This window comes from Marinobacterium ramblicola (genome assembly GCF_019084545.1).
Lineage (GTDB): Bacteria > Pseudomonadota > Gammaproteobacteria > Pseudomonadales > Balneatricaceae > Marinobacterium_D > Marinobacterium_D ramblicola.
In genome coordinates, this window is the sequence record NZ_JAHREP010000001.1 from 278,246 (window position 1) to 301,742 (window position 23,497).

Sequence of the window (23,497 nt, forward strand, 5' to 3'; positions counted from 1 at the left end):
TATATCGGTTGAACCGGTTGGTGTTAATTGCGAGCAGAACTATACTTATAAATTGATAATGTTTTTTAAGAAAAAATCAGCTATGCAGGATGGTGATTTTGATGCGACCGACCTTTGGTGTCGGCGTCCCCGTTAAATTGGTACTGTGCTTGCTGCCTGTCTTTTTGATTGTGCTGGGGTTGGGTATCTGGTTCGGCGGCCTGGATTCAAATGCTCCAAGATACAGCGATGAGAGTTCAGTGCAGGTACTGAGCGATTCCCCCGCTGCCAGATGGCTGAGACTGCCTGCTGATGAACGGGCGAGTGCATTGACTAGTGATTTTGTTGCGGCAGACGATGCGTTGCGAGCACGCGTTTTGCAGAACCTCGGGGAGTTCCGAGCAGCCTATAAGCAGTTGGCGCCATTTATGAAGGTAAGCGCAGCCCCGGGAGGGGAGGCAGGCTTGCAACTGGCGCAGCGCATCGGTAGCTCGCTTGCACACTACGGATTGGGACGTGCCGTCAAGGCAGATTCCCGTTTGTTACCGGATCGGCAGCGAGCCACGCTGGTATTGCGCGGTGCTCGCGATGATGCGGAGATCATTCAGCATCTGCTGGCCGCTCTGTCGCCCTATCTCTCCGGCGACATCCTGGTACAGTTCGATGACTCCCGTCGTATCGACCAACTGGAGCTCTATCTGCTCGGCGAACCGCGCTTCACTGCGCAGGGCGTGGCACTGTTCAGTAATACCGGTGGTGTGGTTGGGGGCTCATCGTATTAGTGGTGATAACCGCCATAGATAGAGTTGGTCTGTGGCGGGAGTTCAGGCAAAGTGTTTGAACCTGTATTAACCCGGAAACCCGTATGAGCAATGCATCCCCCAAAGCCGAGATCCAGAACGCCTCGCTGGATGAGTTGGCCGATCTGAGCGAACTGTTCGATCTCTACCGAACCTTCTATGGCTATGCGCCGGACCTGGATAAAGCGGAAGCCTTTCTGCGCGAGCGCTTGGAACAGGGTAGCAGCATACTGTTATTGGCTCGGTTGCAGGGGCGCGCAGTGGGGTTCGTGCAGTGTTATGCCGGATTCTCGTCGTTGGAGTGCAAGCCGAGTTGGCTGCTGGGTGATCTGTACGTGCGCGAAGAGGCGCGGGGGCAGGGGATAGGCGCGTTGCTACTGGAGGTGACCAAACAGATGGCGTTGGAGGCCGGTTGCTGCGTGGTCGAGCTGTTCACAGCCAAAACCAATACGGTGGCGCGTGATCTGTATCAGTCCCATGGGTACCTGGAGGATCGCGACTTTCTACATTACGAGCTCTTTCTCTGAAGCGTTTAGACGTTTCGCGCGATCATGAACCGGTTTTTGCCGTTGTTCTTTGACCGGTACATCAACTGGTCGGCGAGTACAAGCAGTTCGCTGCCGTTATCGCCGTGGTCCGGATAGCAGGCGGCGCCGAGACTGAGCGTCACACTGATGTCGCGGTAGGTGGTAGCACCCTCCTGTATAACGCGCATCAGTATCTCCGACAGCATCTCGTCATCACCGCAGTTCGACAGGATAAATGCAAATTCATCGCCGCCGATACGGGCGAGCACGTCACAATCGCGTACCAGATCTTTCAGTCGGGCGGCCAGAGTGCGGAGCAGCTCATCACCAGCCTCATGACCGTAGGAATCATTGACCAGCTTAAATCCATCCAGATCGATGTAGACCACCGCCAGACGGTTACCGGCTCTCCTGCTTGAGGCGATGGCCTGGTTCAGGTGCTCCGAGAACAGACGACGGTTCGGCAGGCCGGTCAGCGAGTCGTGCATCGCCATGTGGCGGAGTTGTTCCTGCTGGCTTTTAATTTCACGTATGTCGGTGCAGACCAGGATGTAGTCCCGCATCTCGTCCTGCGTTGCGTCGACAGTGGATAGGGACGCCAGAACCGGGATGCTACTCCCTGTCCGGTGCCGAAGTCGCAACTCTCCCCGCCATTCGTCGTCGCGTAGCTGAGATGAGCTCATAAGGGTATTCAGCGACAGTGGGCCGTCGTCACGAGGATCCACGAACAGCTCGGTTGCGCTCATTGAGCTGACATCATCGGCGGAGTATCCGGCCATCTCCAGCAGGGCCGCGTTGGTGCGCAGCAGGTGCTGTCGCCGGTCGAACACGAGAATCCCTTCCGCGCAATGTTTGAATACCGCATCAGCTAACTGCAACTGTGCTTCCGCCAAGTGTCTTTCGGTGACATCGATAACGCTGCCCCACATATACTTGAGCTCGCCATGCTGATCGAGATGCAGGTAATTTCGCTCCAGCAAGTGGCGAATCTCACCTTCGCGCACAATTCGATAGTTGATCTCATATGGCCGCGTGGAGGATTGCGATTCCCTTATCGCTTGTGCGACACGAGCCCGGTCATCAGGGTGCACCACCTGCAGGTAGGCTTCATAGCTGGCTTCGAACTGTTGCCGATCAAGGCCGAACATCTCGTACACGCTGTTCGACCAGCTCAGATGATCCTTTTCGATATCCCATTCCCAGGTACCGACTCCGGCATCACGTTGCACCTGGGCCAGCATCTCATCGCTCTCTAAGGCCGGGTAAAGTACCGCCATGACGGTGTGTGGGGCGATATCCGTGTGAGTCAGAGGGACAAGTTCAATCCTAACCGGGATTGAGCGGCCGGATTTGTGGCGGGCTGCCAAAGCGTTGAGCTGGCCCATGGCTCTTGCCTTGCCTGACTGCACGAACATATTCCGCCAATGCTCGTGATGATGGCGCTGCTGCTCCGGTACCAGCTCCTCGACGCCAAGCCCGACTAACTCCTGTTCATCGTATCCGAGCAGGCGAGCTGCAGCGCTATTGGCATAGTGTATTGTGCCATCACGTTCGACGGTCAAAACGGCATTCGGCAATTGATCGATGAGTGCCGGAGACGTTGCGTTGGGGCGCCTATATCTGCTCCAGAACCAGAATTGCAGGAGCACAACCAGGACGAGGGCGCCCAAGGGTATCCAATCGGAAGACATCTTCTTTCGTAATAAACACTTCTGTCCGTGAAGTGCGGAGCATAGCCGTAAGGTTCAGCTTAGTACAACCTTACTGTGGGTTATCGGGAACAGGTTCTTCGTAGGGCTCGATCTGGAACGCCTCCAGTCGATAACCCGCTGTCCCGAGTTCGGTCGTGACGCGTTCGATCGTTAGCCGACCGGTAATCCATACCGCGTCGTACAGGCTTTCCAGCCGTGTGCCAGGCTCGTAATGGGTGTCGATGATCTGATTCGATGGTGGTGGGGGGCTGTGGATGCAGGCACCGAAGTAGGGCACCAGGAAAAAGTGGTCGATAAGCTGATCCTCTCCCCCGAGGGGGACGACAAAACCCGGAATGCGCACCATGCGGCCGTTCATCTCCTCGACCACAGGGGCGGAGCTGAGTACCTGCTGCATATGATCCAGCATCGACTGAGCGCTGCTGTCGTAGTCATCTATGTTGTTGATGTCTACATCAGATCCATAAAGATCTTCAACGGTGAGGGTATAGTCCGGCGGCATCAGCTCATCCCAAGTGATCTCAGTGACCGCCTCTCCGTTCAGTGTGGCCGCCTGGATCGATGTTGCCAACCATAAACTCAGGATCAGGGGTATCCAACTACGCATATCTTTTTACCTTCACACGACAGGTTTTGGGCTCAGGTTCTTGGGGTCAGTCCATCGGCCAGAGTGTAACGCCAAGCCTGCCAGGCGGGTAGAATACCGACCAAGGTCCCTGCAGCAAATACGAGTGCAAGTATCTGCCAGAGTTCCTTTGGCCAGCCAAGGGTCAGGTAAAGGCCGAAGGTTTCATACAGGCCCGTTTGCGCGAGAATAAGTGCGAACCAGAGCAGTGACAACCCAAAGCCGATACCGGCAGCTGTCAACAACATCGCCTCCATTACCACAAGACTCAGCAGGTGCAGAGGGGAAGCACCAATTGCGCGTAACAGAGCGAGCTCGCGACGCCGTTGCTGCAACCCGGTCAACAGCACGCCGAGCATGCCGGTCAACCCCGCCAGCACGACGCAAGCCGATATCGCCAGCATCGCCTTTTCAGCAGTGCCGATCACTTGCCACAACTCCTGCAGCGCGACGCCAGGTAGAATGGCGAGCAGGGGTTCACCTGAAAATCCATTGATCGCCCGCTGCATCTGGAACACCTGGGTTTTCGATTTCATCCCCAGCAAGACGGCAGTGATCTCCTTGGGTGTCAGCTCCATCTCTGCCAGTTTATTGGCGTCGACCGATAATCCAGGCATCGGCACGCCGGCACGCCAGCCAACATGGATCGCGGTGATCGATTCAAGGCTGACCAGCAGCGACTGGTCGACGGGTGTTCCGCTGGGGGCCAGTATGCCGACCACTGTAAATGGCTGGTCCTTATGCTGGGAGAAGCTCGTGCTGCCGAGGCCATGTGCGATGACCAGTTGATCGCCAACCTGGTAGCCGAGTCGGTTGGCAACTTCAGCGCCCAGCGTTACCTCGTGTATACCCTGAAAGGTACGGCCGCTGCTCAGCTGTAACTGGTGCTGATGACCGAAGCGATAACGCTCAAAAAACTCACTGCTGGTGCCGACGACGCGAAACCCCTTATGGGAGTCGCCCAGAGACAGCGGAACGGCCCATTCGACCGCGGAATCCCTGGCGATGCGCTGATAGCTTTGCCAGCGGATATTATTGGTGGCAGAGCCCAGGTGGAACACGGAGTAGAGCAGCAATTCGACCTGTCCTGTGCGGGCGCCAACGATCAGATCGGTGCCGGAGACCGTATTGAAAAAACCTTCACGCATATCCTGGCGGACCTTCTCCACGCCAGTCAGAAGTGCGACGCTGAGGCCGATGGTCAGCACGCTGAGCAAGACAGTGCCGCGTCGGTTCAACAGGCTGCGCCAGAGCAGATCGATCAGCATGTCAGAGCCTCCTCGCTATTGCCGGTAGTGGCGCCCAGTTCCAGCGTTCTGTCAAAGTGGCTGGCGAGGCTGGCGTCATGGCTGACAAACAGCAGGCTGGCGCCGCTGGCGCGGGTTTCCGCCATTAGCAGATCGATGAAGCGATCACGGTGCTCGCTGTCCAGCGCTGAGGTGGGTTCATCGGCGATGATAAGCTCCGGGTTGCCGATCAGGGCTCGTGCCGCGGCGACCCTTTGCTGCTGACCGATGGACAGTGACGAGGTTCTGCGCCGGCTTTCAACGACTTCGCCGAGGCCGAGTTCGCGCAGTAACCGCTCAGCCTCTTTAGCTACCGTACCGCCGCTCACTTTCGCCTTCTCGCGCCGACGTTTTGAGAAACGACAGGCTAACGCCACGTTTTCTATCGGTGACAGCCAGGGTAAAAGATTGAACTGCTGGAATATCAATCCTATGTGATCGGCGCGCAGCTGGTCACGCCGATGTGCGGAGAGCGTCTCCAGTCGTTCCCCGCAGATCGATATGGAACCCGAATAGCCGCCCTGCACGCCGGAGAGCAGGTTCAGCAATGTGCTTTTACCGCTTCCCGAGGGGCCGCGAAGAAACAGGCTACCGCCGGTCTCTATCTGCAGCCGAGGGATATCCAGTAGTGCTCGGGGCATATTGGGCCAGCCAAACGCCAGACGATCGATTTCAACAGTGTGAGAGGTAGTCATTTGAACCGCATGTAGGGGGTGTTCGCATTAAGCGTCTGGACCGACTGAGTCTGGGTAATGACCTGGGCGGTCAGCGATGTCAGGGCTGGGTAGCGGTCGAACAGCGCAATCCGGACGTTATCAAGGTTTTCTGGTGATGCACAGAGGAAACTGTAGTCGAAACGCAGATCCATATGCTCGTCGGCCTGGGCGCTGGCACCCTCTTCGTGCTCGTGCTCGTGCTCGTGCTCGTGCTCGTGCTCGTGCTCGTCTTCGTGCTCGTGTTCATCATGCGCCTCCAGGGACAGTTCATGATGCTGGCCAATCTCGACACTGCTGAGCGAACAGTCGGCGGAGGTAGGGATCTCGATCCAGTATTCAGGTGCCTGCATTGCGGACTCCAGCGCCTTGATGCTGGCCTTCTCCTGCTCGGTTTCTGGCGCATGTTCGAATCCGACCAGATTCATCGCAGGAGACTGCAGTGTGATAGTGAGTACCTGTCCCTCGAGGACTGTCTCCAGCAGCGCCTCACCGTGCACATGGGGGGCGAGTGACGATTGTGCGTAAACACCAGTTGTGACCATACCCAGTAGTGTGGCAGTACAAGCCAGTTTGGCGCGATTCATATGAGACTCCTTTTCTCTTAAGGGGCGGTTATCTGATGACGCAATGTTATATTATAACGTTTTGTTGTCCAAGGGTGCATGCGCCGCCTCACATTCTGCTCCCGCTAAAGGAGCTGGTATGAAGTGTCGACAATTGAGTCGTTAATGATTGAGTTTTGTTTACTGGCACAGTTCCTCTGTATATGCGGCAACTTATAGCTGTTTCAGGTCAATGGAATGGTGTGCTAGGGCTGTGGCTAAGCCTTTTGTCGTATCTCATTTGTCGACAGATTCGGCTAGAGTGACTGTCGATAACGGGGAAGTGTCAACAATAATCGATAAACCCCGAACCCCAAGCGACCACAAATTTCTAGAATAAAAGGACCTGTGCCATGTCCTACCAAGCCGAATACAGCAACTCCATCCAGAACCCGGAAGGATTTTGGGCCGAGAAAGCCGCTGATCTGCCCTGGTACACCCCGCCGCAACAGATACTCTCCACCGATGACAACGGCATCTACCGTTGGTTCGCCGATGGCGAAATGAACACCGCCTATATGGCGCTGGACCATCATGTCGAAAGCGGTCGCGGAGATCAGGATGCGGTGATCTACGACTCTCCGGTTTCCGGATCGAAGCGCAAGCTGACCTACCGGGAGCTGCGCGATGAGGTGGCCAAGTTTGCCGGTGTGCTCAAGGCGCAAGGTGTCACCAAGGGTGACCGTGTCGTCATCTACATGCCGATGGTGCCGGAAGCGTTGATCGCGATGCTGGGTGTGGCCCGTCTCGGTGCGATCCATTCGGTGGTGTTCGGCGGTTTCGCACCGCACGAGCTTGCGGTGCGTATCGATGATGCTGAGCCGAAAGTGGTGGTGTCCGCCTCCTGCGGTATCGAAGTATCAAAGGTGATCGAGTACAAGCCGATGCTGGACCAGGCGATCGAGCAGTCCGCCCATAAGCCGCAGGCGTGTATCATCCTGCAGCGCCCTGAAGCGAAGGCCGAACTGATCGAGGGGCGGGATATCGATTGGGTTGAGGCGATGGCCAAGGCTGAGCCGGCTGACTGCGTTCCGGTCAAAGGCACCGATCCTCTCTATATCCTGTACACCTCCGGCACTACCGGAAAGCCGAAAGGGGTGGTGCGTGACAACGGTGGCCATGCCGTTGCCCTGAAATACTCGATGAAGGCGATCTACAACATGCAACCGGGCGACGTGTTCTGGGCGGCGTCTGATGTGGGTTGGGTCGTGGGCCACTCCTATATCGTCTATGGGCCGCTGCTAGCCGGGTGCACCACCATCGTGTACGAAGGCAAGCCGGTGCGCACACCGGATGCCGGTGCGTTCTGGCGTGTGGTTCAGGAGTACAAGGCCAAGGCGCTGTTCGCCGCGCCGACCGCTTTCCGCGCCATTAAGAAAGAGGATTCGGAAGCGCAGTTGCTGGCCAACTACGACATATCCTCGCTGGATACCATCTTCATGGCCGGTGAACGGCTTGACCCGCCGACCTATGACTGGACCGTGGGCAAGACCGGCAAACCGGTGGTCGACCACTGGTGGCAGACCGAGACCGGTTGGGCGATCTGCGGCAACCTGATGGGGATCGAGCCGAAAACGCCGAAGGCGGGCTCTTCAACCCTGCCGGTACCGGGCTTCAACGTACAGATTTTGGGTACCGATGGGCAGGAGCTACCGCCTGGCGAGCAGGGCTCTATCGCGCTCAAGTTGCCGCTGCCGCCGAGCTGTCTGCCGACCATCTGGGGTGATTTCGAGCGTTTCCGTACCGGCTACCTGTCCGATTTCCCCGGTTACTACACCTCCGGTGATGGCGGTTACAAGGATGAGGAGGGGTACGTCTTCATCATGGGCCGCACCGACGACGTGATCAACGTGGCCGGTCACCGCCTCTCCACCGGTGAGATGGAGGAGATCGTCGCGGCCCATCCGGCGGTTGCGGAGTGTGCCGTTATCGGCGTCAACGATCCGCTCAAGGGGCAGGCGCCGATCGGGCTGGTGCTGCTGAAAGACGGCGTAGAGGTGGAAGAGGACCAGCTGCAGGGCGAGCTGGTAGCGATGGTGCGCAAGGAGATCGGTCCGATCGCCTGCTTCCAACGCGCGATCATCGTCCAGCGTCTGCCGAAGACCCGTTCCGGCAAGATCCTGCGCAAGCTGCTGCGCCAGATCGCCGACGGTCAGAGCTATACCGTACCGTCGACCATCGACGATCCGGCCAGCCTGTCCGAGATCGAGTCGATCATGGACAGTCATGGTCTGGTGCAGCGTAACGGTTAAACCTGACAGTTCACTAAAAAAGAACGAAAACTCCAACGGCGTCAGGTTGCAATACAGGGATGTAAATTACCCCTCCCGCGTATGGATGCGTGGGCGGGGTACATGGATGTTTTCTGGCCGGACAGAAAATCACCCGCGCATTCGGTAGCCGACTCCACGGATGGTTTCGATCCGTTCAGCCCTGTCACCCAGCTTACGGCGCAGGCCGCCGACCACTGTATCAACAACGTTGGAGCCGCCCTCATAGCGTGTTCCCCACACCTCGCGCAGCAGTTCGCCTCGGGATACCGCGCGCCCACGACAGGTGAGCAGGTGTTGCATGACGCCCGATTCCAGCGGTGTGAGTGATACCGCCTTTCCGTCAAGCATCAACTCATGGGCCGAAGGGTCCAGCTCCGATGAGCTCGTTATTAAGCCCAGCTCCCTGGCCGCCAAGTCGGAGAGCCAGCCATCTACCGATGCGGGGCCGAAATCGAGTACTGCACTGTGGTAGGTATGACCGTCGAGCCTTACCTCCTGACCTGTAAGAACCTCAAAACCCAGGGTTTGTGCTACAGGTGCATAACGCTGAAGATCCCGCACGGTCAGGTAGACCCTGCGCAGATTGGGGCGCAGTTCAAGATAGGTGCGTTTCAGGTCCAGCCAGAGTGAGGCCTGTTCAGCGCCGGGCGCTTCGCCATCTTGGGTGCTGAGCCAACGGCGGCAGAACAGGGCGGTCTGCTGCTCGGGTATCGGATTGCGTTGCAGGTGATCATGCCATTCTCGGGTGATCGGGTCCTGCTGCAACCACTCGGGTTCGACTCGTCGACTGTCAAGTCGACAGCAGAGTCCGTTGGGGCGGTGATTCTCTCCACGCACCACGACAAACGACTGCGGCAGGCGTTTCCACCAGGACAGCAGTATCCGAGCGGCCTGAGGGCCTTCGTGGTAGTGGATTATCTCGGCGATATCCCCAGTATCACCGGAGGTTGCGGGCTCAACCGCCTGTCGCGTGGTGCCGCTGGGAAAAAAGGCTTCCCGGGTAACCGGGTTTTCGATCAGATAGAGCATATCGGCTGTGTAGCGCCAGAGTTCGCCCGTTGAGGCGCTGCCCAGCTCATCCATCAGCTGCTGCCAGGCTCGCCGTTTGTAGGTACGGGCGCTGTCAGGATCGCGGGCCTTGACGGAGTGCAGGATCGCTTCGCGCACCGCGTCGTGTACCACCAGGCCATCGTTGCCGAACTCGACGTAGGCCAGGCGGGACAGCCGCTCGTAAAGGTCCTGTGGCGCCTGTTTGGGAAACAGGGCGCGTAACAGCGAGAGTGTGACACGGCGGGTCACGCTGACGGCTTCGAGTGCTTGCCGGGTTTGCGGATCCCGCACATCCTCAAGAAACATTTGCGTCAGAGTTTCGAGCACGTGCTGAAGTGAGTTGTCATTTAATCGCAGATCCAGGCGCTCCAGCATTGCTGACGCGGCCAGTTGCAGCGCCAATGGGTGACCCTGCAAGATCGGCGCGATCTCGTTCGCACGCTCCAGGGGTAAGCCGAGCCGTTGCAGTAGTTCGACTGCGTCTTTCTCAACCAACGCGCCAAGTTCCATGGCCTTGAACAGCTCGTGCCATCCAGCGGTTGTATACCATGCCGTAACTGGCCGTTCACGGCCGAATAGAAATATGCGGACATTGTCCGGCAACTGCGGGATGAAAATCTGACGCAGCCAGGTATCCAGTAGCCCGAAGCGCTCATAGGTATCCAGCGCCAATACAACGCGAGATCCCAGATCGATCAGGCGATCGGCTATGGTGCTCAAGGAACTTCCGTCACAACCTGCCGCCTGGCTCAACTCCCTCAGAAAGCCTTCGGCGGTAGGTTCTATCCGGCGACAGTCCAAACGCAACAGGGTCACGCCGTTTGCTCGCGAATGTTCGGCGAACATCGCCAGCAGCGTGCTTTTGCCGATACCGGCAATACCGTGCAAATGGACAACTCTTGGCCCGTCTTCCGCAAGGGCTGCACTGAGGTGAGCCAACTCCTTTGGCCGAAGGATGCGGTCATACCGCGCGTTTGCTGCGATCAGATCTCCAATCTGTCGGGCCATCGTTGGCACTCCGGTCACTTCGGTTACAGATTGTACAAAGTACAGCACAGGCTGCCGGATCCTGCTGGAAGGAATTCTCATTCAATTCTCATCGTTTTCTCAGGATAGCGGTAAAGCCAACTGCTAAACCTTGAATCAGGCAGCACTGTTTGCCGATCACTCAATAGAGGAGGATATGCGATGAGTACCGAGTGGAAGCTTGAGGGCGACTACATGGAAAGTTGCACCTGCCGTGATGCCTGTCCCTGTCTGTTTATGGGGTCGCCCACAGAAGGTAGCTGCGATGCGCTGGTGGGATGGCACATAAACAAGGGCCAGTTTGGCGAAACAGCTCTGGATAACCTTAACGTAGTGGTGGCGTTGCACTCACCCGGCCACATGGCCGAGGGGAATTGGAAGGTCGTACTCTATGTGGACGAGCGCGCGGACCAATCCCAGAGGAATGCGCTGGGTGGAATCTTTGGCGGACAACAGGGTGGACATCCGGCGATGCTGGCCAGCTTTATCGGCGAGGTGCTGGGTATGGAGTACCTGCCGATCAGCTACGAAGGTGGACAGGGTGCACGTGTGTTCAATGTCGGGCGGGTCGCGCAGGCGAAACTCAAGGCGATGGAGGGACAGGGAGGCGCTGAGGTTCAGATCCTCAACCACCCCCTGGCTGTGGCGCCCGGTCAAAAACTGACGGTGGCAAAATCCGAGACGTTGAAGCACGGCGCCTACGGACTCGATTTCGAGTTCAGTGACAGGATGGCGTTTTACTCTCCCTTTAACTACACCAGCGCAGCTTGAGTGAGGCGAGGAGTATGAGAGGTTTAACGCTTGAGTCGCTCTGGCGGCTTGATCAGCTGGTGATACTGCTGGCAATTATCGTATTGGCGTCGTTGGGATGGGCCTATCTGATCGGTTTCAATGGTGCAGGTATGACGATGCAGAGCGAGGCGATGCCGGGACCTTTGGCGCTGTTAGGCCTGAGCGCATTGATGTGGTCGGTGATGATGGTGGCCATGATGCTACCATCGGCCACACCGATGATCCTGACCTACGCGCGAGTGCAGAGCCGTCAGGGGTTGAACAACACTTCGTCGCTGACACTTTTCGTGGCCGGGTATCTGCTGGTCTGGAGTGTTTTCAGCCTGGTGGCGGCGATGTTACAGACACTGGCTTACAACCTGGGGCTACTCGCCTCGCTAATGGGTGCTACAGGCAAGAGCGCCGGTGGAGTGTTGATGATAGTGGCAGGGTTGTACCAGTGGAGCTCCTTGAAAGATGCCTGCCTGACCCAGTGTCAGACTCCACTTGGGTTTCTGTTGAAGGAGTGGCGATCTGGGCGCGGCGGAGCACTGCTGATGGGGGTGAAACACGGCGCGATCTGTGTCGGATGTTGCTGGGCGCTGATGCTGTTGATGTTCGCAGGCGGTGTCATGAACCTGGCCTGGATGGCGGCGCTGACCGTGTATATGCTGGCCGAAAAGGTGGTGCCGCACGGGCGGAGATTTGGCCGCCTCACCGGTGCTGGACTGGTGGTGGGCGGCCTTCTGCTTTTGGCAGGTGTGCTCTGATTCAGGCTGTAGAGCTGAGTTAAACCTCAGCTCTCTCCAGAACCAGTCCGTCCTCATCTTCAAGCGCCTCATGCTCATGCTGGCGCGCAATCAGCATGTAGAGCGAGGGCACCACGAACAGGGTGAAGATCGTGCCGATCGTCATGCCACCCACCAGCACCAGGCCGATAGAGTTACGTGCTGCCGCTCCCGGGCCATCGACCAGCGTCAGCGGGAAGTGACCGGCAACCGTGGCGATGGAGGTCATCAGCACCGGTCGCAGTCGGGTCATCGAGGCGTGGCGAATCGCATCAAGCTTGGCCTGCCCCTGCTCCTGCAGCTTGTTGGCGAACTCGACGATCAGGATGCCGTTCTTCGAGATCAACCCCACCAGCGTAACCAGGCCGACCTGGGCATAGATATTCATCGTCGTGGTCCAGCCATCGGTCCAGAACGGGATATCCGGGTTCGGCATCTTCAGCACCGTGAAGGTGAGGGCGCCGAACATCGCCAGCGGCACCGAACCGAGCAGGATCACGAACGGGTCGCGGAAGGAGTTGAACTGTACCGCCAGCACCAGGAAGATCATCAGGATCGCCAGCCCCAGCGAGGGCAGGAACTTGTTGCCCTCGGTACGCAGCTGGCGCGACTCGCCGGTGTAGTTGACGGTGTAGTTGGACGGCAGCAACTCCTCGGCGGAGCGCTCCAGTACCTTGAGCCCCTCGTCGATCTGCGCGGTCATGCCGGAGAGCTTGACCGCATTGAGCTGCTGAAAGCGGTTCAGCGAGCGCGGTACCGTGGTGTCGCTGAGCGTGGCGATTGAACTCAACGGGATCAACTGGTCGCCAGGGCCGGTGACATAGATCTGGCTGAGCTGTTCCGGATTGAGTCGGTCGATGCGGGCGATCTGCGGAATCACCTTATAGGCGCGCCCCTCTACGTTGAAGCGGTTGACATAGTTCGCCCCCAGCGCGGCGCCCAGGTCCGCGCCGATCTGAGCATTGGTCAGCCCAAGCGCCGCGACCTTCTGGTGATCGATGACGATCTCGGACTGCGGCTGGTCGAACTTCAGGTCGATCTCCGGCGGGAAGTAGAACAGGCCGCTCTCCATCGCCTTCATCTGCAGCTGTTGCGCGTATTCGAGCATCTGCTTGGGATCGTCGGTGGAGGTGATGACGAACTCAACCGGGAAGTTGCTGCCGCCGGGCAACGCAGGTGGCTGAGTGACGAAGATCTGCAAACCGGGAATGGTCGACAGTTGTCCCTGCATCTCCCGCACCAGCTGATTCACCGACTTGTCGCGCTCATCCCAGGGCTTGGTGACCATGCCGCTGAAACCGCCGATACCGAGCGCCGCTGCGAACGGATCGGAGGGGGCGAGCAGGATCTGGAAGGTAAGTTCGCGGTCGGGTGAATTGAAAAACATCTGCTCGGCCGTCTTGCCGAAATGCACCTTTTGGTCCGCCGAGGCGTTGGCCGCATTGTTGATGATGCCGAACATCACGCTCTGGTCTTCCAGCGGTGCCAGCTCCTTCGGCGAGAACATGTACATCGGCACCACCATGATGCTGAGTGCGAGCCAGACCACGTAGACCACGGGGCGTACGTTCAGAATGCGCTGGAGCAGGGCGCCGTACCCATCGCGCAGACGATCGAAGAAGTGGTTTACCCGGCCGGTCAGGCCATGCTCCTCACTCTCGGCGCTCTTCAGCAGGTGTCCCGCCATCATCGGCGACAGCGTCAGAGCGACGATGCCGGAGATGGTTACCGCCCCGGCCAGGGTCAGCGCGAACTCGCGGAACAGGGCGCCGGTCAGACCACCCTGCAGGCCGATAGGGGTATACACGGCGGCCAGGGTGATGGTCATCGCAATTACCGGGCCGATCATTTCACGGGCGCCGACCAGCGCCGCCTGCATAGGTGTGCGGCCTTCGCGCAGGTGGCGTTCTACGTTCTCCACCATCACGATGGCGTCATCCACCACCAGACCCACCGACAGCACGATCGCCAGCAGCGTCAACAGGTTCAACGTAAAGCCGAACACCTGCATCAGGAAGATGGAACCGATCAGCGACACCGGAATGACGACTATCGGGACCAGCACCGAGCGCATGGAGCCGAGGAAGATGAAGATCACCAGTACCACGATCGCCAGCGTTTCGGTCAGTGTACCGACCACTTCATGGATCGCATCGTTGATATAGGCGGAAGCGTCATAGCCGATCTCAGCCTCCATACCTGCCGGAAGACCCTGCTTTATCCCCTCCAGATCCTCGCGCACCAGACCGATGACGTCGATGGTGTTGCTGTCGGGTAGCGGGAATATGCCCATGAACACGGCGTTCTGGCCGTTGAAACTGACATTGGTCTCGTAGTCTTCGGCACCCAGTTCAACCTTGGCGATATCGCTGAGCCGGATGATGGTGTCGTTGCGGTTGCGCACGACCAGCTGCGCGAACTCCTCCTGCGAGTGCAGATCGGTGTTCGCGGTCAGGTTGACCTGAACCATATTGCCCTTGGTGTTACCTACCGCCGCCAGGTAGTTGTTGGAGGCCAGCGCTCTGCGCACCTCCATCGGGCTGATATTGAGCGCTGCCATGCGGTTCGGGTCCAGCCAGATCCGCATCGCATAGGTGCGCGCACCGAAGATATCGGCTCTCTGTACCCCCTCCAGTGCCGACAGGCGAGGCTGCACGACCCGCACCAGATAGTCGGTGATCTGGGTTTGCGACAGGGTGTCTGAAGAGAAACTGAGATAGGCGGCCGCAAACTCGGAATCCGCCGACTGGATGCTGATCGACGGCACCTCGGCTTCTGCCGGCAGCGAGTTGCGGACCTGATTCACCTGGGCGGTGATATCGGTCAGCGCCTTGGTCGGCTCATAGTTCAGCTCCAGGCGAGCGGTGACCATCGACAGCCCGAGCAGGCTCTTCGACTCCACATAGTCGACCCCCTGAACGGCGCCGATGGCGCGCTCTATCTCGGTGGTGACAAACCCCTTCACCACCTCGGCGCTGGCGCCGATGTAGGGTGTGGTAACGGTAATGGAGGCGTTTTCGCTCTGCGGGTACTGACGTACGCTAAGCGACCACCAGGATTGCACACCCGCAATGATGATGACGACGCTGACCACGATGGCAAGCACGGGGCGGCGTACAAAAATATCGGTAAAAGCTTTCATGATCGATTGTTCCGGCGCAGTAACAAGTTAAAAGGCGCAGGCTCAGCTATCGCTGCAAGCCTCAGCTATTGCCAGGAGCCTCAGCCATTATTAAGAGCTTCAGCTATTATTCGGAGTCGGCTCAAACTTGAACTCTGGCGCGAGGCTGTTATCAACCACAACGGCCATGCCCGGGCGCAGTTTGAACACGCCGGTGGACACAACACGATCACCCGCTTTTACCCCCTGCAGCACCTCGACGAAGTCGCCCATATGAGTACCCAGGGTCACGCTCTGCTGCCTGAGCACCAGATCATCCGGATTGTCCTTGCTGCTCTCAATCACAAACAGCGTCGCGCCATAAGGACCATACTGGACGGCCGTGGCCGGAAGCATCAGCACCTTTTCGGTCATCCCCTTGAGGACCTCAAGCGAAACGTACATACCGGGGCGCAGCAAACCCTGCGGGTTGGGCAGCGTCGCCTGAACGCGAATATTGCGTGTGGTCGGGTCCACATCCGGGTTGAAGGCGGTGATGCGGCCCTCGAAGGCGTGCATGGGGTAGGCATCGGCGTTCACCTGAACCGTGAGCCCCGTCTGCAGCTCACCCTGGCGCTGTTGCGGCAGTGAAAATTCGACATAGACCGGATCGAGCGACTGCAGAGAGACGATCTGGTCGCCCTTGTTCAGGAACTGACCGACGCTGATCTGGCGAATACCCAGGGTACCGGAGAAGGGGGCACGGATGGTTTTCTTGGCGATCACCGCACGCATGTAGTCGACCTGAGCGTCGGCCTGCTTGACACCGGTGCGGATGGAGTCGAACTCCGACTGTGCAATGTATTTGCTCTTGCGCAGCTCCTGCGCGCGCTTGAGTGAGATACGTGACAGCTCTGCCGATGCTTCCGCCTCGCGCAGTTGAGCCTGTTCAAGCTCCGTATCCAGGCGCGCCAGCGGCTGCCCTGCTTCGATATGGGTGCCGGGTTCGAACAGGATCTCACGTACCACACCCTCGGTTTCGGTACGTACCAGGGTGCCCTGTACCGACATCACCGTACCGACAGCCGGAATCTGCGGCTGACGCGTGTACTCGAATACCTCGGCAGCATTGACGGGTTCGGGCGGCATGGCCATATCGGCGAATGCTTTGCCCATGGTATCGAACTGCAGCAGTTTAATACCTGCCAGACCTGCGACCATCGGCAATGCGATTACCACGCCAAGTAGTACCAGCAGTAGTTTCCTTAACATCTAATTACATCCTTTTTTTGGTCAAAACTGCGGGATGGACCCGACAACTCTATACCAGGATTCCTTCCCAATGGTGACATCATAAAGGGAATCCAGGCTGTGAAAACGGTATCAAATATATGGATATTTGAAGCGTGCTGATTTGCTTGAGGATTTGGGAAAGGTGTTCCGTTTCGGCATCAAATAGATCAGCGTACCCGAGCGCTTATCATATCTGATCAAAGGGTCAGATACTAAAGCCCTCTATACCTCCCTAATTTTAGAAGGCGCGACGCCGGTCTGCTGGCGAAAGCGGTTGCTGAAGTGGCTGGAGGAGTTGAACCCGCAGCGCAGTGCTATCTCGGTCAGCGGCAGGCTGGTGGTGAGGAGCAGTTGTTTGGCGCGCTCGATTCTGCGATTGGTCAGATACTGATGCGGTGGGATCCCCAGGCTCTGGCGAAACATCCGCGCAAAATGGTATTCGCTCAGCCCGGCAACGGCAGCCAGATCCGCCAGTTGTATGGCGCGATCCAGATGCGCCTCGATATAGTCGACGACCCGCTTCCGCTGAACCGGGGCGAGCCCGCCACGGACCTGGATCTCGTGCCACTCCACCTGGGTGTAGGTTTTCAGCAGGTGCGACAGCAGCAGATTGGTGGCGCTGCTCAGTTGCAACTGATCGCCCGGGTCTGCCCAGTTGCTCTGTAGCAGGAATTGGCGGTAGATGGCCGTTATGCGAGGGTCGTCGATAAATATCTGCTCATCGAGACTGATCTGGGCGGGCGACTTGTCCCATGTCTGCTCGGCGATGCGGCGTAGATGGGCATCGTCGAAGTACAGGTGGACAAAGGTGAGGGGGCCGCGAATATCCCAGATGTTGGCACTCTGCTGCGGCATCAGGCAGGCACGGTCCGGCGCACCGCCGTTATGCCAACTGCTGCCGGTTTTGCGGTAGCTTTCATACCCATCTGCTACATAGAGACTCAGCGTATGATGCGACGCCTGCGCCTGGGTTATCTGGTCCCGCGCATTTTTCCATAACGCCAACTGCATGCCGGAGGGCAGGCTGGTGCTGTTCAGCAGTTGCGCATTCGAGTGCTTCAGCGTGTCAAACAGACGATACGAGGAGGACACCTCGAACTCTCCACAAACATGTAAACCATAGTCAATTGATCAACGAGCCTCGGCTGCCAAGCGATCGGGGGCAAATGCGGTATTCGGTGCAAGTTTACAGGTATTCGGAACCTGTCCAAGGTTCAAATACTAGCCAGTGCCTCTGCGCACTGCCAATAGCGCCACTCAAAACCACGCAATAAAAGCGCAAGAATCTGCAACTCCAGCAGTTTTTATCAAGCTCGGAGGTTATCAAACCGCTAGTTTCTACAGCTCATAGGTAGTGGAACTTTCGATAGTTCGATAGTGGAACTTGGGATTTAAAAGAATGAATGCACTGCTCTACTCGCTGACCGTACTGATCTGGGGTACGACCTGGATCGCCATCGCATTGCAGGCGGGGGAGGTGGCAACCCTGGTGTCGGTGTTCTATCGCTTTGCGCTGGCCGCCTCTCTGCTGTTTTTGGGGCTGCTGCTCAGCGGTCGATTGCGCAGGCTGGACCGCAGCGATCATCTGTTCTGCCTGCTCCAGGGCTGCTGCGTCTTTGGCTTCAACTTCTACTGTTTCTATACCGCGGTCGGTTACATCAGCAGCGGCCTGGAGTCGGTCATTTTTTCCATGGCGGTGGTGTTCAACGCCATCAACGGCGTTATCTTTTTCCGCCAACCGGTGACTCGCCGTTTGCTGCTGGCGGCACTGCTGGGTATGACCGGCATGGTCTGCCTGTTCTGGAGGGATATCCTCAGCGATAGCCTTAATCAAAATATACTTCCCGGTGTCCTGCTCAGCCTTATCGGCACCTACGGCTTCTCCCTCGGCAATATGATCAGCGCGCGTCATCAGAAGCGTGGCCGCGACGTGATGACCACCAACGCCTGGGCGATGGGCTACGGTGCGCTGATCATCGGGGCACTGGCCGTCGCCAGCGGCGCCGAGTTCAGGTTGGACTCCTCACCCTCCTACCTACTCAGCCTGGTGTATCTGTCGGTGGTGGGATCGCTTGTCGGTTTTGGCGTCTACTTTGCTCTTATCGGGCGCATCGGAGCAGGCAGGGCGGCCTACGCAACGGTGCTGTTTCCGCTGGTCGCGTTGACCATCTCGACGCTGTTCGAGGGCTATCAGTGGAGTGGAACCGGCATGGTTGGGTTGGTGTTGATACTACTCGGCAACCTGGTGATGTTCCTGCCCCGCATTCCCGACTTCCACTCAGATCTGTTTAAAAGGATTGGGCGAGGCAAGCAGTTTGGTCAGTTCATTCGCCGGTAGGGGGCGGCTGAAGAGATACCCTTGCACCAGACCGCAGCCCTCATTGCCAAGAAACTCGGCTTGCTGTTTTGTCTCAACGCCCTCGGCGATGACATCGATATTGAGGCGGGCGGTCATGGCGATGATCGCCCTGGTGATCTCGACGCTGTCCCTGTCATCCGGGATATCGCAGATAAAACTCTGGTCTATTTTGAGCATATTGACCGGGAAGCGCTTTAAATGGCTGAGACTTGAGTAGCCTGTGCCGAAATCGTCGAGGGATATCGATACCCCTTTGTCGCGCAGGCGCTTGAGGATTGGCAGCGCGGTGTCCGGGTCCTGCATCAGGGCTGTTTCGGTAATCTCTATCTCCAGCCGGTGCGGCGGGAGCTGTAACCGTTCCAGTAGCGCTTCGACACTTTTTGCCATATCCGGTTGGCGGAACTGGAAGGCGGAAAAGTTTACCGCTACTCTGATGTTTTGTTCGCCGTGCCGAACCGGCCAACTGTTCGCTTCCCGACAGGCTTGCTCCAATACCCACTCTCCGATAGTAAGAATATGGCCGGTCTCCTCGGCAATGGGGATAAACTGATCCGGGCGAATGCTGCCGTGCTCGGGGTGGTGCCATCTTATCAGGGCTTCTGCGGCGACAATTCGTCGACTGGAGAGTTCGATCTGCGGTTGATAATGCAGGGTGAATCCGTTGTTCTCGGTAACCGTGCTCAGCTCCCGTTCCAGGTTCAGCCGTTCGTCGCGCAGGCGTCTCAGTTCCGGTGAGTAGAACAGATGGCTGCTTCCGCCACGCCGGATAACCTTCTGCATCGCCAGCGCCGCATTTCCATGCAACCCTTCAGGCTTGTCTGCATCGTCCGGGAAGAGACTTATGCCGACACTGGGGTTAATCCGCAATGCGTAACCACTGACTTCAACCGGCTCCGAAAACCGGTGGTAGAGGCTGATGCAGCCGGCAATCAGTTCGTCGCGCCGGGTCTGTCCGGTCAATATGACTGCGAACTGATCGCTATCCAGGCGGGCGACGAAACCGCGGTGAGCTACCGTATCTTCGAGCCTCTTGGCGAAGGCTCTGAGCAGTTTGTCGCCACTCTGTATTCCCAGACTGCTACTGAGCTCATGGAAGCGATCAAGCCGGATCAGTACCAGACCAACTCGCTGCCCGTCTTGATCGGCCTGGGTCACTAATTGATGCAACCTGTACTGATACAGATTTCGGTTCGGCAGGTTGGTAAGCTCATCGTAGTTGGCCAGGTATTGAATATGCTGCTCGGCTTCATGCTGCTTGCGGTGTATCTCGGCCTCCCGCAACTCTCGCGGGACAGCGGCCGAGAGGCGTGTGAGGTTGTCTTTCAGTATGTAGTCCTGCGCGCCGGAGCGTACCGCCCTGACAGCGAGTTCTTCACCAATGGTGCCGGATACGAAGATGAAGGGTACGTCTTTGTCGTAGCGGCGCACCATCTGGAGGGCAGCCATACCGTCGAAAGAGGGCATGGTGTAATCGGAGAGTATGATCTGCCAGGCTGATGAGGTCTGTAAGGCGCGCTCCAGCGCCTCGGCGGTATCGACATGGGCTTCATCGACCTCATAGCCGCACTTACGGAGCTCACGCAGCAACAGGGCGACGTCATCCTCTTCATCTTCGATGATCAGTGCGCGTAGGGGTTGGTTTGCCATTAACCTGTACTCTCCTTAAACGTACTCTATCGATCAGGTCCGGCCATGCGGCTCCGGGAGTTCATTGAGCAGCAGCCAATACATTCCGAGTTGGCTGACTGCATGGGCAAACTCATTGAAGTCCACTGGCTTGCGAACATAGCTGTTGGCGCCAAGCTCGTAACCGGCGAGGAGATCCTCTTCATGCTTTGATGAAGTCAGTATAACCACGGGAAGCGTTTTGGTTTCCGGGTTGTCGCGAATTCGGCGCAACACCTCGAGTCCGCTGATTTTCGGCAGGTTCAGGTCGAGTAGCACCACGGCAGGAAGTTCTTGATGGACAGGGTCATCTCCTTGACCGAGCAACAGATCTAGCGCCTCAGCGCCATCGCGTGCTATCCATAGCTCGTTGCTGATATTGCATTTCTTGAAAGCGCGCAATGCCAGCGCTTCATCGTCTGGGTTGTCTTCAACCAGCAGAATCGGACGGCGTGTCATGTTTGAGCTCCTCGGCTGGGTTCAGGGTGAAGTAGAATATGCTGCCTTTTCCAGGCTCGGATTCGGCCCAGATATGGCCACCGTGACGACGGATAACCCGCTGTACGGTAGCCAGTCCAACGCCGGTACCCGGGAACTCCCGGCTATCGTGTAAACGCTGAAAGGGGGTAAACAGCCGATCTGCGTACTTCATATCGAAACCGGCACCATTGTCGCTAACGAAGAAGCTAGGCTGTCCGTCGATCTCCATCTGGCCAAAACGGATCTCGGACGTTTCCTGTTTTGCGGTGTATTTCCAGGCATTACCGAGCAGGTTTTCCAATGCAACTTGTAGCAACCGCGTATCGCCATAGGCCAGCAAATCCTGGTCGATATCTATCCGTACCTGTCGTTGCGGCTCGGCGCTCTGTAGATTCGCAAGGATCTCCGTGGCGAGTTCGCTCAAATTCAATGGCCGCCGGACCAGTTCCATGCGACTCACTCTGGACAGGTTGAGCATGTCATCGATCAATCGTCCCATCCTCTGCGCGCCGTTGCGCACCCGGTCTAGATAGTCCTTTGCAGTGGTGTCGAGCTGGTGGCCATAATCCTCCAGCAGAGCCTGGCTGAAACCGTCGATCGAGCGTAGCGGTGCGCGCAGATCGTGGGATACCGAATAACTGAACGACTCCAGCTCTCTGTTGGCATTCTCCAGCTCGGCGGTCCGCTCCCGCACTCTGTGCTCAAGCTCGGCATTCAGGCGTGTGATCTCTTCGGCCGCCTGTGTCCGTTCATGGATATCGTCAACAATCCCCATCCACTCCAGTGTTCGGCCGTTTGAGTCGATCAGCGGGGCTGCACTGAAGTTGACATAGCGGTACTCCTGTTCGGGGGCGTACCAAAGTCTGAATACCTGTTTGAATGGCACACTCTCTTCGCAGACCTGATTCCATAGCAGGTTGATCTGCTCTCTGTCATCGGGGTGGACCGCCTGGAGCCAGCCGCGCCCTGAGTGGCTAATCGGCGTCTGCCCGGTAAAGCTGTCCCAGGCGGTTTGTGCCGCGGTAAAGTCACCGTTGGCGTCCGCCCTCCAGGTCAATGCCGAAAGCGTGGTGATCAGCGTGCGGTGGCGATATTCGCTCTCGCGTAGCGCGTTTTGGGCCTGCGTGCGTTCGCGTATCTGCAGACTCAACTCTTCGTTCGAGCGTTCCAGTTCTGACGTGCGAAGCCCGATCTGCGACAGCATCTGGTTGAATGCATCGACCAGAAACCCGACCTCGTCGTCGCTGTTCCTGCGTGCGCGCAGGTCATAGTTGCGTTCGGTGACCACCTGCCGTGCGAGTTCCGTTACCTCCATGATCGGATGAGTGATACGTGCCTGCAGCCAGGAGGAGAGTAGGGTGGAGGCGAGCAGCGCCAGAACCGCGATCGAGACAAATATCAGCATCACCTTGACGGTGCGTGCACTCACGCCGCTCTGAGCCAGCAAAAAAACGCTGCCTACAACTTCCTGGTCACTATAGATCGGTCTGAACAGCCGTACAGTCTCTGAGCCGACTTCGATACCCTGGCGCTCTCCCTGAACCGGTATGTCGACGATATGGGCGGGCACCGAATAGTAGCGCGCGAAGAGCTTGCCATCTTTATCGTAGATCGCAGCGGCACTGATCTCGCGTCGCAAACGGAGCGAGGAGAGGGCTTGCCTGGCTGTCTCCCGGTCCTCGAACTGCAGGGCAGCCGTACTGCCCAGGCTGATCAGGTCGGCTTGGGTGATCAGTTCGTCAACAATACGATTGCGATAATCCTTCAGGTCGTAGGCGATGAAAATGGTGCCCAGGATCAACAGTGCCGTTGCCGTTGTCAGTAGCACACCAGCCAGCAGCTTGTGGCGGATAGAGCGAAGGGTAAAGATGGCTTTCATGGTGCGGCCCCCTCTATGCGCCTTGCCACTGCAAGAAGCCGCGAGCTTATCTTAAGCCGGTTGGTCTGGGCGGAGGTCAGCGAGATATCGAAGCGGATACGCTCATCTTCACGGCGGAAATTGATGCTGCTGCCGATCTCAAGCCCTTGTGCCTGATCGGTGACAATCAGCACCGGCTTTCCTCTGAGGGCTGTTATTTGATCGTGGATCTGTCGGCTCTTGCCACCCAGGTAGAGTACATGTACGCCTGTGACCTGGTCGGTTTCATCCGGCAGTATGCGGATCTCTACAGGCCGTTTCCCCACCTGACGATCCCTGACGGTTTCCTTCAGCAGCCGAGCCATCGAGGCATCTCGCTCCAGGGTGCCGATCACGATCGGCGAATCGGGCGAGGAGAATAGCTCGCGGGGCCACTCTACATAGCTGCAGAACTTGAAGATGAAAGCTGCCTTGACCTGGTCTGCCAGCGACTTGGCGTCGTCGTGGTCGGCGTTGGCGATCGATCCCTGGAGTACAAGGAGCGTTAGGAGTATCTGGACTGCTCTCATCACTGCTCTCATCGTCAC

General features: G+C 57.8%; 19 protein-coding genes. 6 read left to right on the forward strand and 13 right to left on the reverse strand.

The genetic code is table 11. The features are described 5' to 3' along the window. Positions 1-443: 443 nt before the first annotated feature. Together KQ940_RS01125 and KQ940_RS01130 are read left to right on the forward strand one after the other, a co-directional pair. Positions 444-761: a hypothetical protein gene (locus KQ940_RS01125; protein WP_217410866.1), complete on the forward strand. Its 318-nt coding sequence runs from the start codon at positions 444-446 to the stop codon at positions 759-761. Between the two features lie 83 nt (positions 762-844). After that, complete coding sequence (locus KQ940_RS01130; protein WP_217410867.1) at positions 845-1,306, forward strand: GNAT family N-acetyltransferase; 462 nt, start codon at positions 845-847, stop codon at positions 1,304-1,306. Between the two features lie 5 nt (positions 1,307-1,311). Here the strand turns inward: KQ940_RS01130 and KQ940_RS01135 are convergent, their stop codons facing one another. The 5 genes from KQ940_RS01135 to KQ940_RS01155 all read right to left on the reverse strand — a co-directional run bounded on the left by KQ940_RS01135 (position 1,312) and on the right by KQ940_RS01155 (position 6,229). Further along, on the reverse strand, positions 1,312-2,997 hold the full coding sequence (locus tag KQ940_RS01135) for a diguanylate cyclase domain-containing protein (protein WP_281419150.1): 1,686 nt from the start codon (positions 2,995-2,997) through the stop codon (positions 1,312-1,314). A 70-nt stretch (positions 2,998-3,067) separates the two neighbouring features. Beyond that, a complete protein-coding gene (locus KQ940_RS01140; protein ID WP_217410871.1) occupies positions 3,068-3,625 on the reverse strand; it encodes a DUF3299 domain-containing protein in 558 nt (185 codons plus the stop codon). A gap of 32 nt (positions 3,626-3,657) precedes the next feature. Beyond that, positions 3,658-4,911 (reverse strand): ABC transporter permease, encoded by a 1,254-nt coding sequence (locus KQ940_RS01145; RefSeq protein ID WP_217410873.1) that lies wholly within the window; start codon positions 4,909-4,911, stop codon positions 3,658-3,660. Next, a complete protein-coding gene (locus KQ940_RS01150) occupies positions 4,905-5,624 on the reverse strand; it encodes an ABC transporter ATP-binding protein (RefSeq protein ID WP_217410875.1) in 720 nt (239 codons plus the stop codon). Before KQ940_RS01150 ends, KQ940_RS01145 begins: the two co-directional genes overlap by 7 nt. Beyond that, complete coding sequence (locus KQ940_RS01155) at positions 5,621-6,229, reverse strand: ZrgA family zinc uptake protein (protein WP_217410876.1); 609 nt, start codon at positions 6,227-6,229, stop codon at positions 5,621-5,623. The genes KQ940_RS01150 and KQ940_RS01155 overlap by 4 nt, the downstream gene beginning before the upstream one ends. A gap of 371 nt (positions 6,230-6,600) precedes the next feature. Here KQ940_RS01155 and KQ940_RS01160 point away from each other — a divergent pair, with 371 nt between their 5' ends. Beyond that, on the forward strand, positions 6,601-8,499 hold the full coding sequence (locus KQ940_RS01160) for a propionyl-CoA synthetase (protein WP_217410877.1): 1,899 nt from the start codon (positions 6,601-6,603) through the stop codon (positions 8,497-8,499). A gap of 129 nt (positions 8,500-8,628) precedes the next feature. On the opposite strand, the gene KQ940_RS01165 is transcribed toward KQ940_RS01160, so the two are convergent. Continuing rightward, complete coding sequence (locus KQ940_RS01165) at positions 8,629-10,578, reverse strand: winged helix-turn-helix domain-containing protein (RefSeq protein WP_217410878.1); 1,950 nt, start codon at positions 10,576-10,578, stop codon at positions 8,629-8,631. A 180-nt stretch (positions 10,579-10,758) separates the two neighbouring features. On the opposite strand from KQ940_RS01165, the gene KQ940_RS01170 reads away from it, so the two are divergent. Beyond that, positions 10,759-11,367 (forward strand): DUF1326 domain-containing protein, encoded by a 609-nt coding sequence (locus KQ940_RS01170; protein ID WP_217410879.1) that lies wholly within the window; start codon positions 10,759-10,761, stop codon positions 11,365-11,367. Positions 11,368-11,381: 14 nt separating this feature from the next. Next, positions 11,382-12,137 carry a DUF2182 domain-containing protein gene (locus tag KQ940_RS01175; RefSeq protein WP_217410880.1) on the forward strand — a complete coding sequence of 252 codons (756 nt, stop codon included), beginning with the start codon at positions 11,382-11,384 and terminating at the stop codon, positions 12,135-12,137. A 19-nt stretch (positions 12,138-12,156) separates the two neighbouring features. Here KQ940_RS01175 and KQ940_RS01180 read toward each other — a convergent pair whose 3' ends face one another. The 3 genes from KQ940_RS01180 to KQ940_RS01190 form a co-directional block, all read right to left on the reverse strand. Beyond that, positions 12,157-15,297 carry an efflux RND transporter permease subunit gene (locus KQ940_RS01180; protein ID WP_217410881.1) on the reverse strand — a complete coding sequence of 1,047 codons (3,141 nt, stop codon included), beginning with the start codon at positions 15,295-15,297 and terminating at the stop codon, positions 12,157-12,159. 99 nt (positions 15,298-15,396) lie between these two features. Further along, on the reverse strand, positions 15,397-16,527 hold the full coding sequence (locus tag KQ940_RS01185) for an efflux RND transporter periplasmic adaptor subunit (protein WP_217410882.1): 1,131 nt from the start codon (positions 16,525-16,527) through the stop codon (positions 15,397-15,399). 243 nt (positions 16,528-16,770) lie between these two features. After that, a complete protein-coding gene (locus tag KQ940_RS01190) occupies positions 16,771-17,640 on the reverse strand; it encodes a helix-turn-helix domain-containing protein (RefSeq protein WP_217410883.1) in 870 nt (289 codons plus the stop codon). Positions 17,641-17,947: 307 nt separating this feature from the next. Between KQ940_RS01190 and KQ940_RS01195 the strand changes: the two genes are divergently transcribed. Beyond that, a complete protein-coding gene (locus KQ940_RS01195; RefSeq protein ID WP_217410884.1) occupies positions 17,948-18,886 on the forward strand; it encodes a DMT family transporter in 939 nt (312 codons plus the stop codon). Here KQ940_RS01195 and KQ940_RS01200 read toward each other — a convergent pair. Genes KQ940_RS01200 through KQ940_RS01215 form a run of 4 tightly spaced genes read right to left on the reverse strand, consistent with a single transcriptional unit; the run spans position 18,827 to position 23,479 of the window. After that, complete coding sequence (locus KQ940_RS01200) at positions 18,827-20,554, reverse strand: putative bifunctional diguanylate cyclase/phosphodiesterase (protein WP_217410885.1); 1,728 nt, start codon at positions 20,552-20,554, stop codon at positions 18,827-18,829. The genes KQ940_RS01195 and KQ940_RS01200 overlap by 60 nt on opposite strands. Before the next feature lie 33 nt (positions 20,555-20,587). After that, positions 20,588-21,031: a response regulator gene (locus KQ940_RS01205; RefSeq protein WP_217410886.1), complete on the reverse strand. Its 444-nt coding sequence runs from the start codon at positions 21,029-21,031 to the stop codon at positions 20,588-20,590. Further along, complete coding sequence (locus tag KQ940_RS01210) at positions 21,003-22,931, reverse strand: sensor histidine kinase, YfiR-like protein-associated (protein ID WP_217410887.1); 1,929 nt, start codon at positions 22,929-22,931, stop codon at positions 21,003-21,005. Before KQ940_RS01210 ends, KQ940_RS01205 begins: the two co-directional genes overlap by 29 nt. Continuing rightward, positions 22,928-23,479 carry a TOL_0243 family YfiR-like periplasmic protein gene (locus tag KQ940_RS01215; protein WP_217410889.1) on the reverse strand — a complete coding sequence of 184 codons (552 nt, stop codon included), beginning with the start codon at positions 23,477-23,479 and terminating at the stop codon, positions 22,928-22,930. Before KQ940_RS01215 ends, KQ940_RS01210 begins: the two co-directional genes overlap by 4 nt. Positions 23,480-23,497 lie beyond the last annotated feature (18 nt).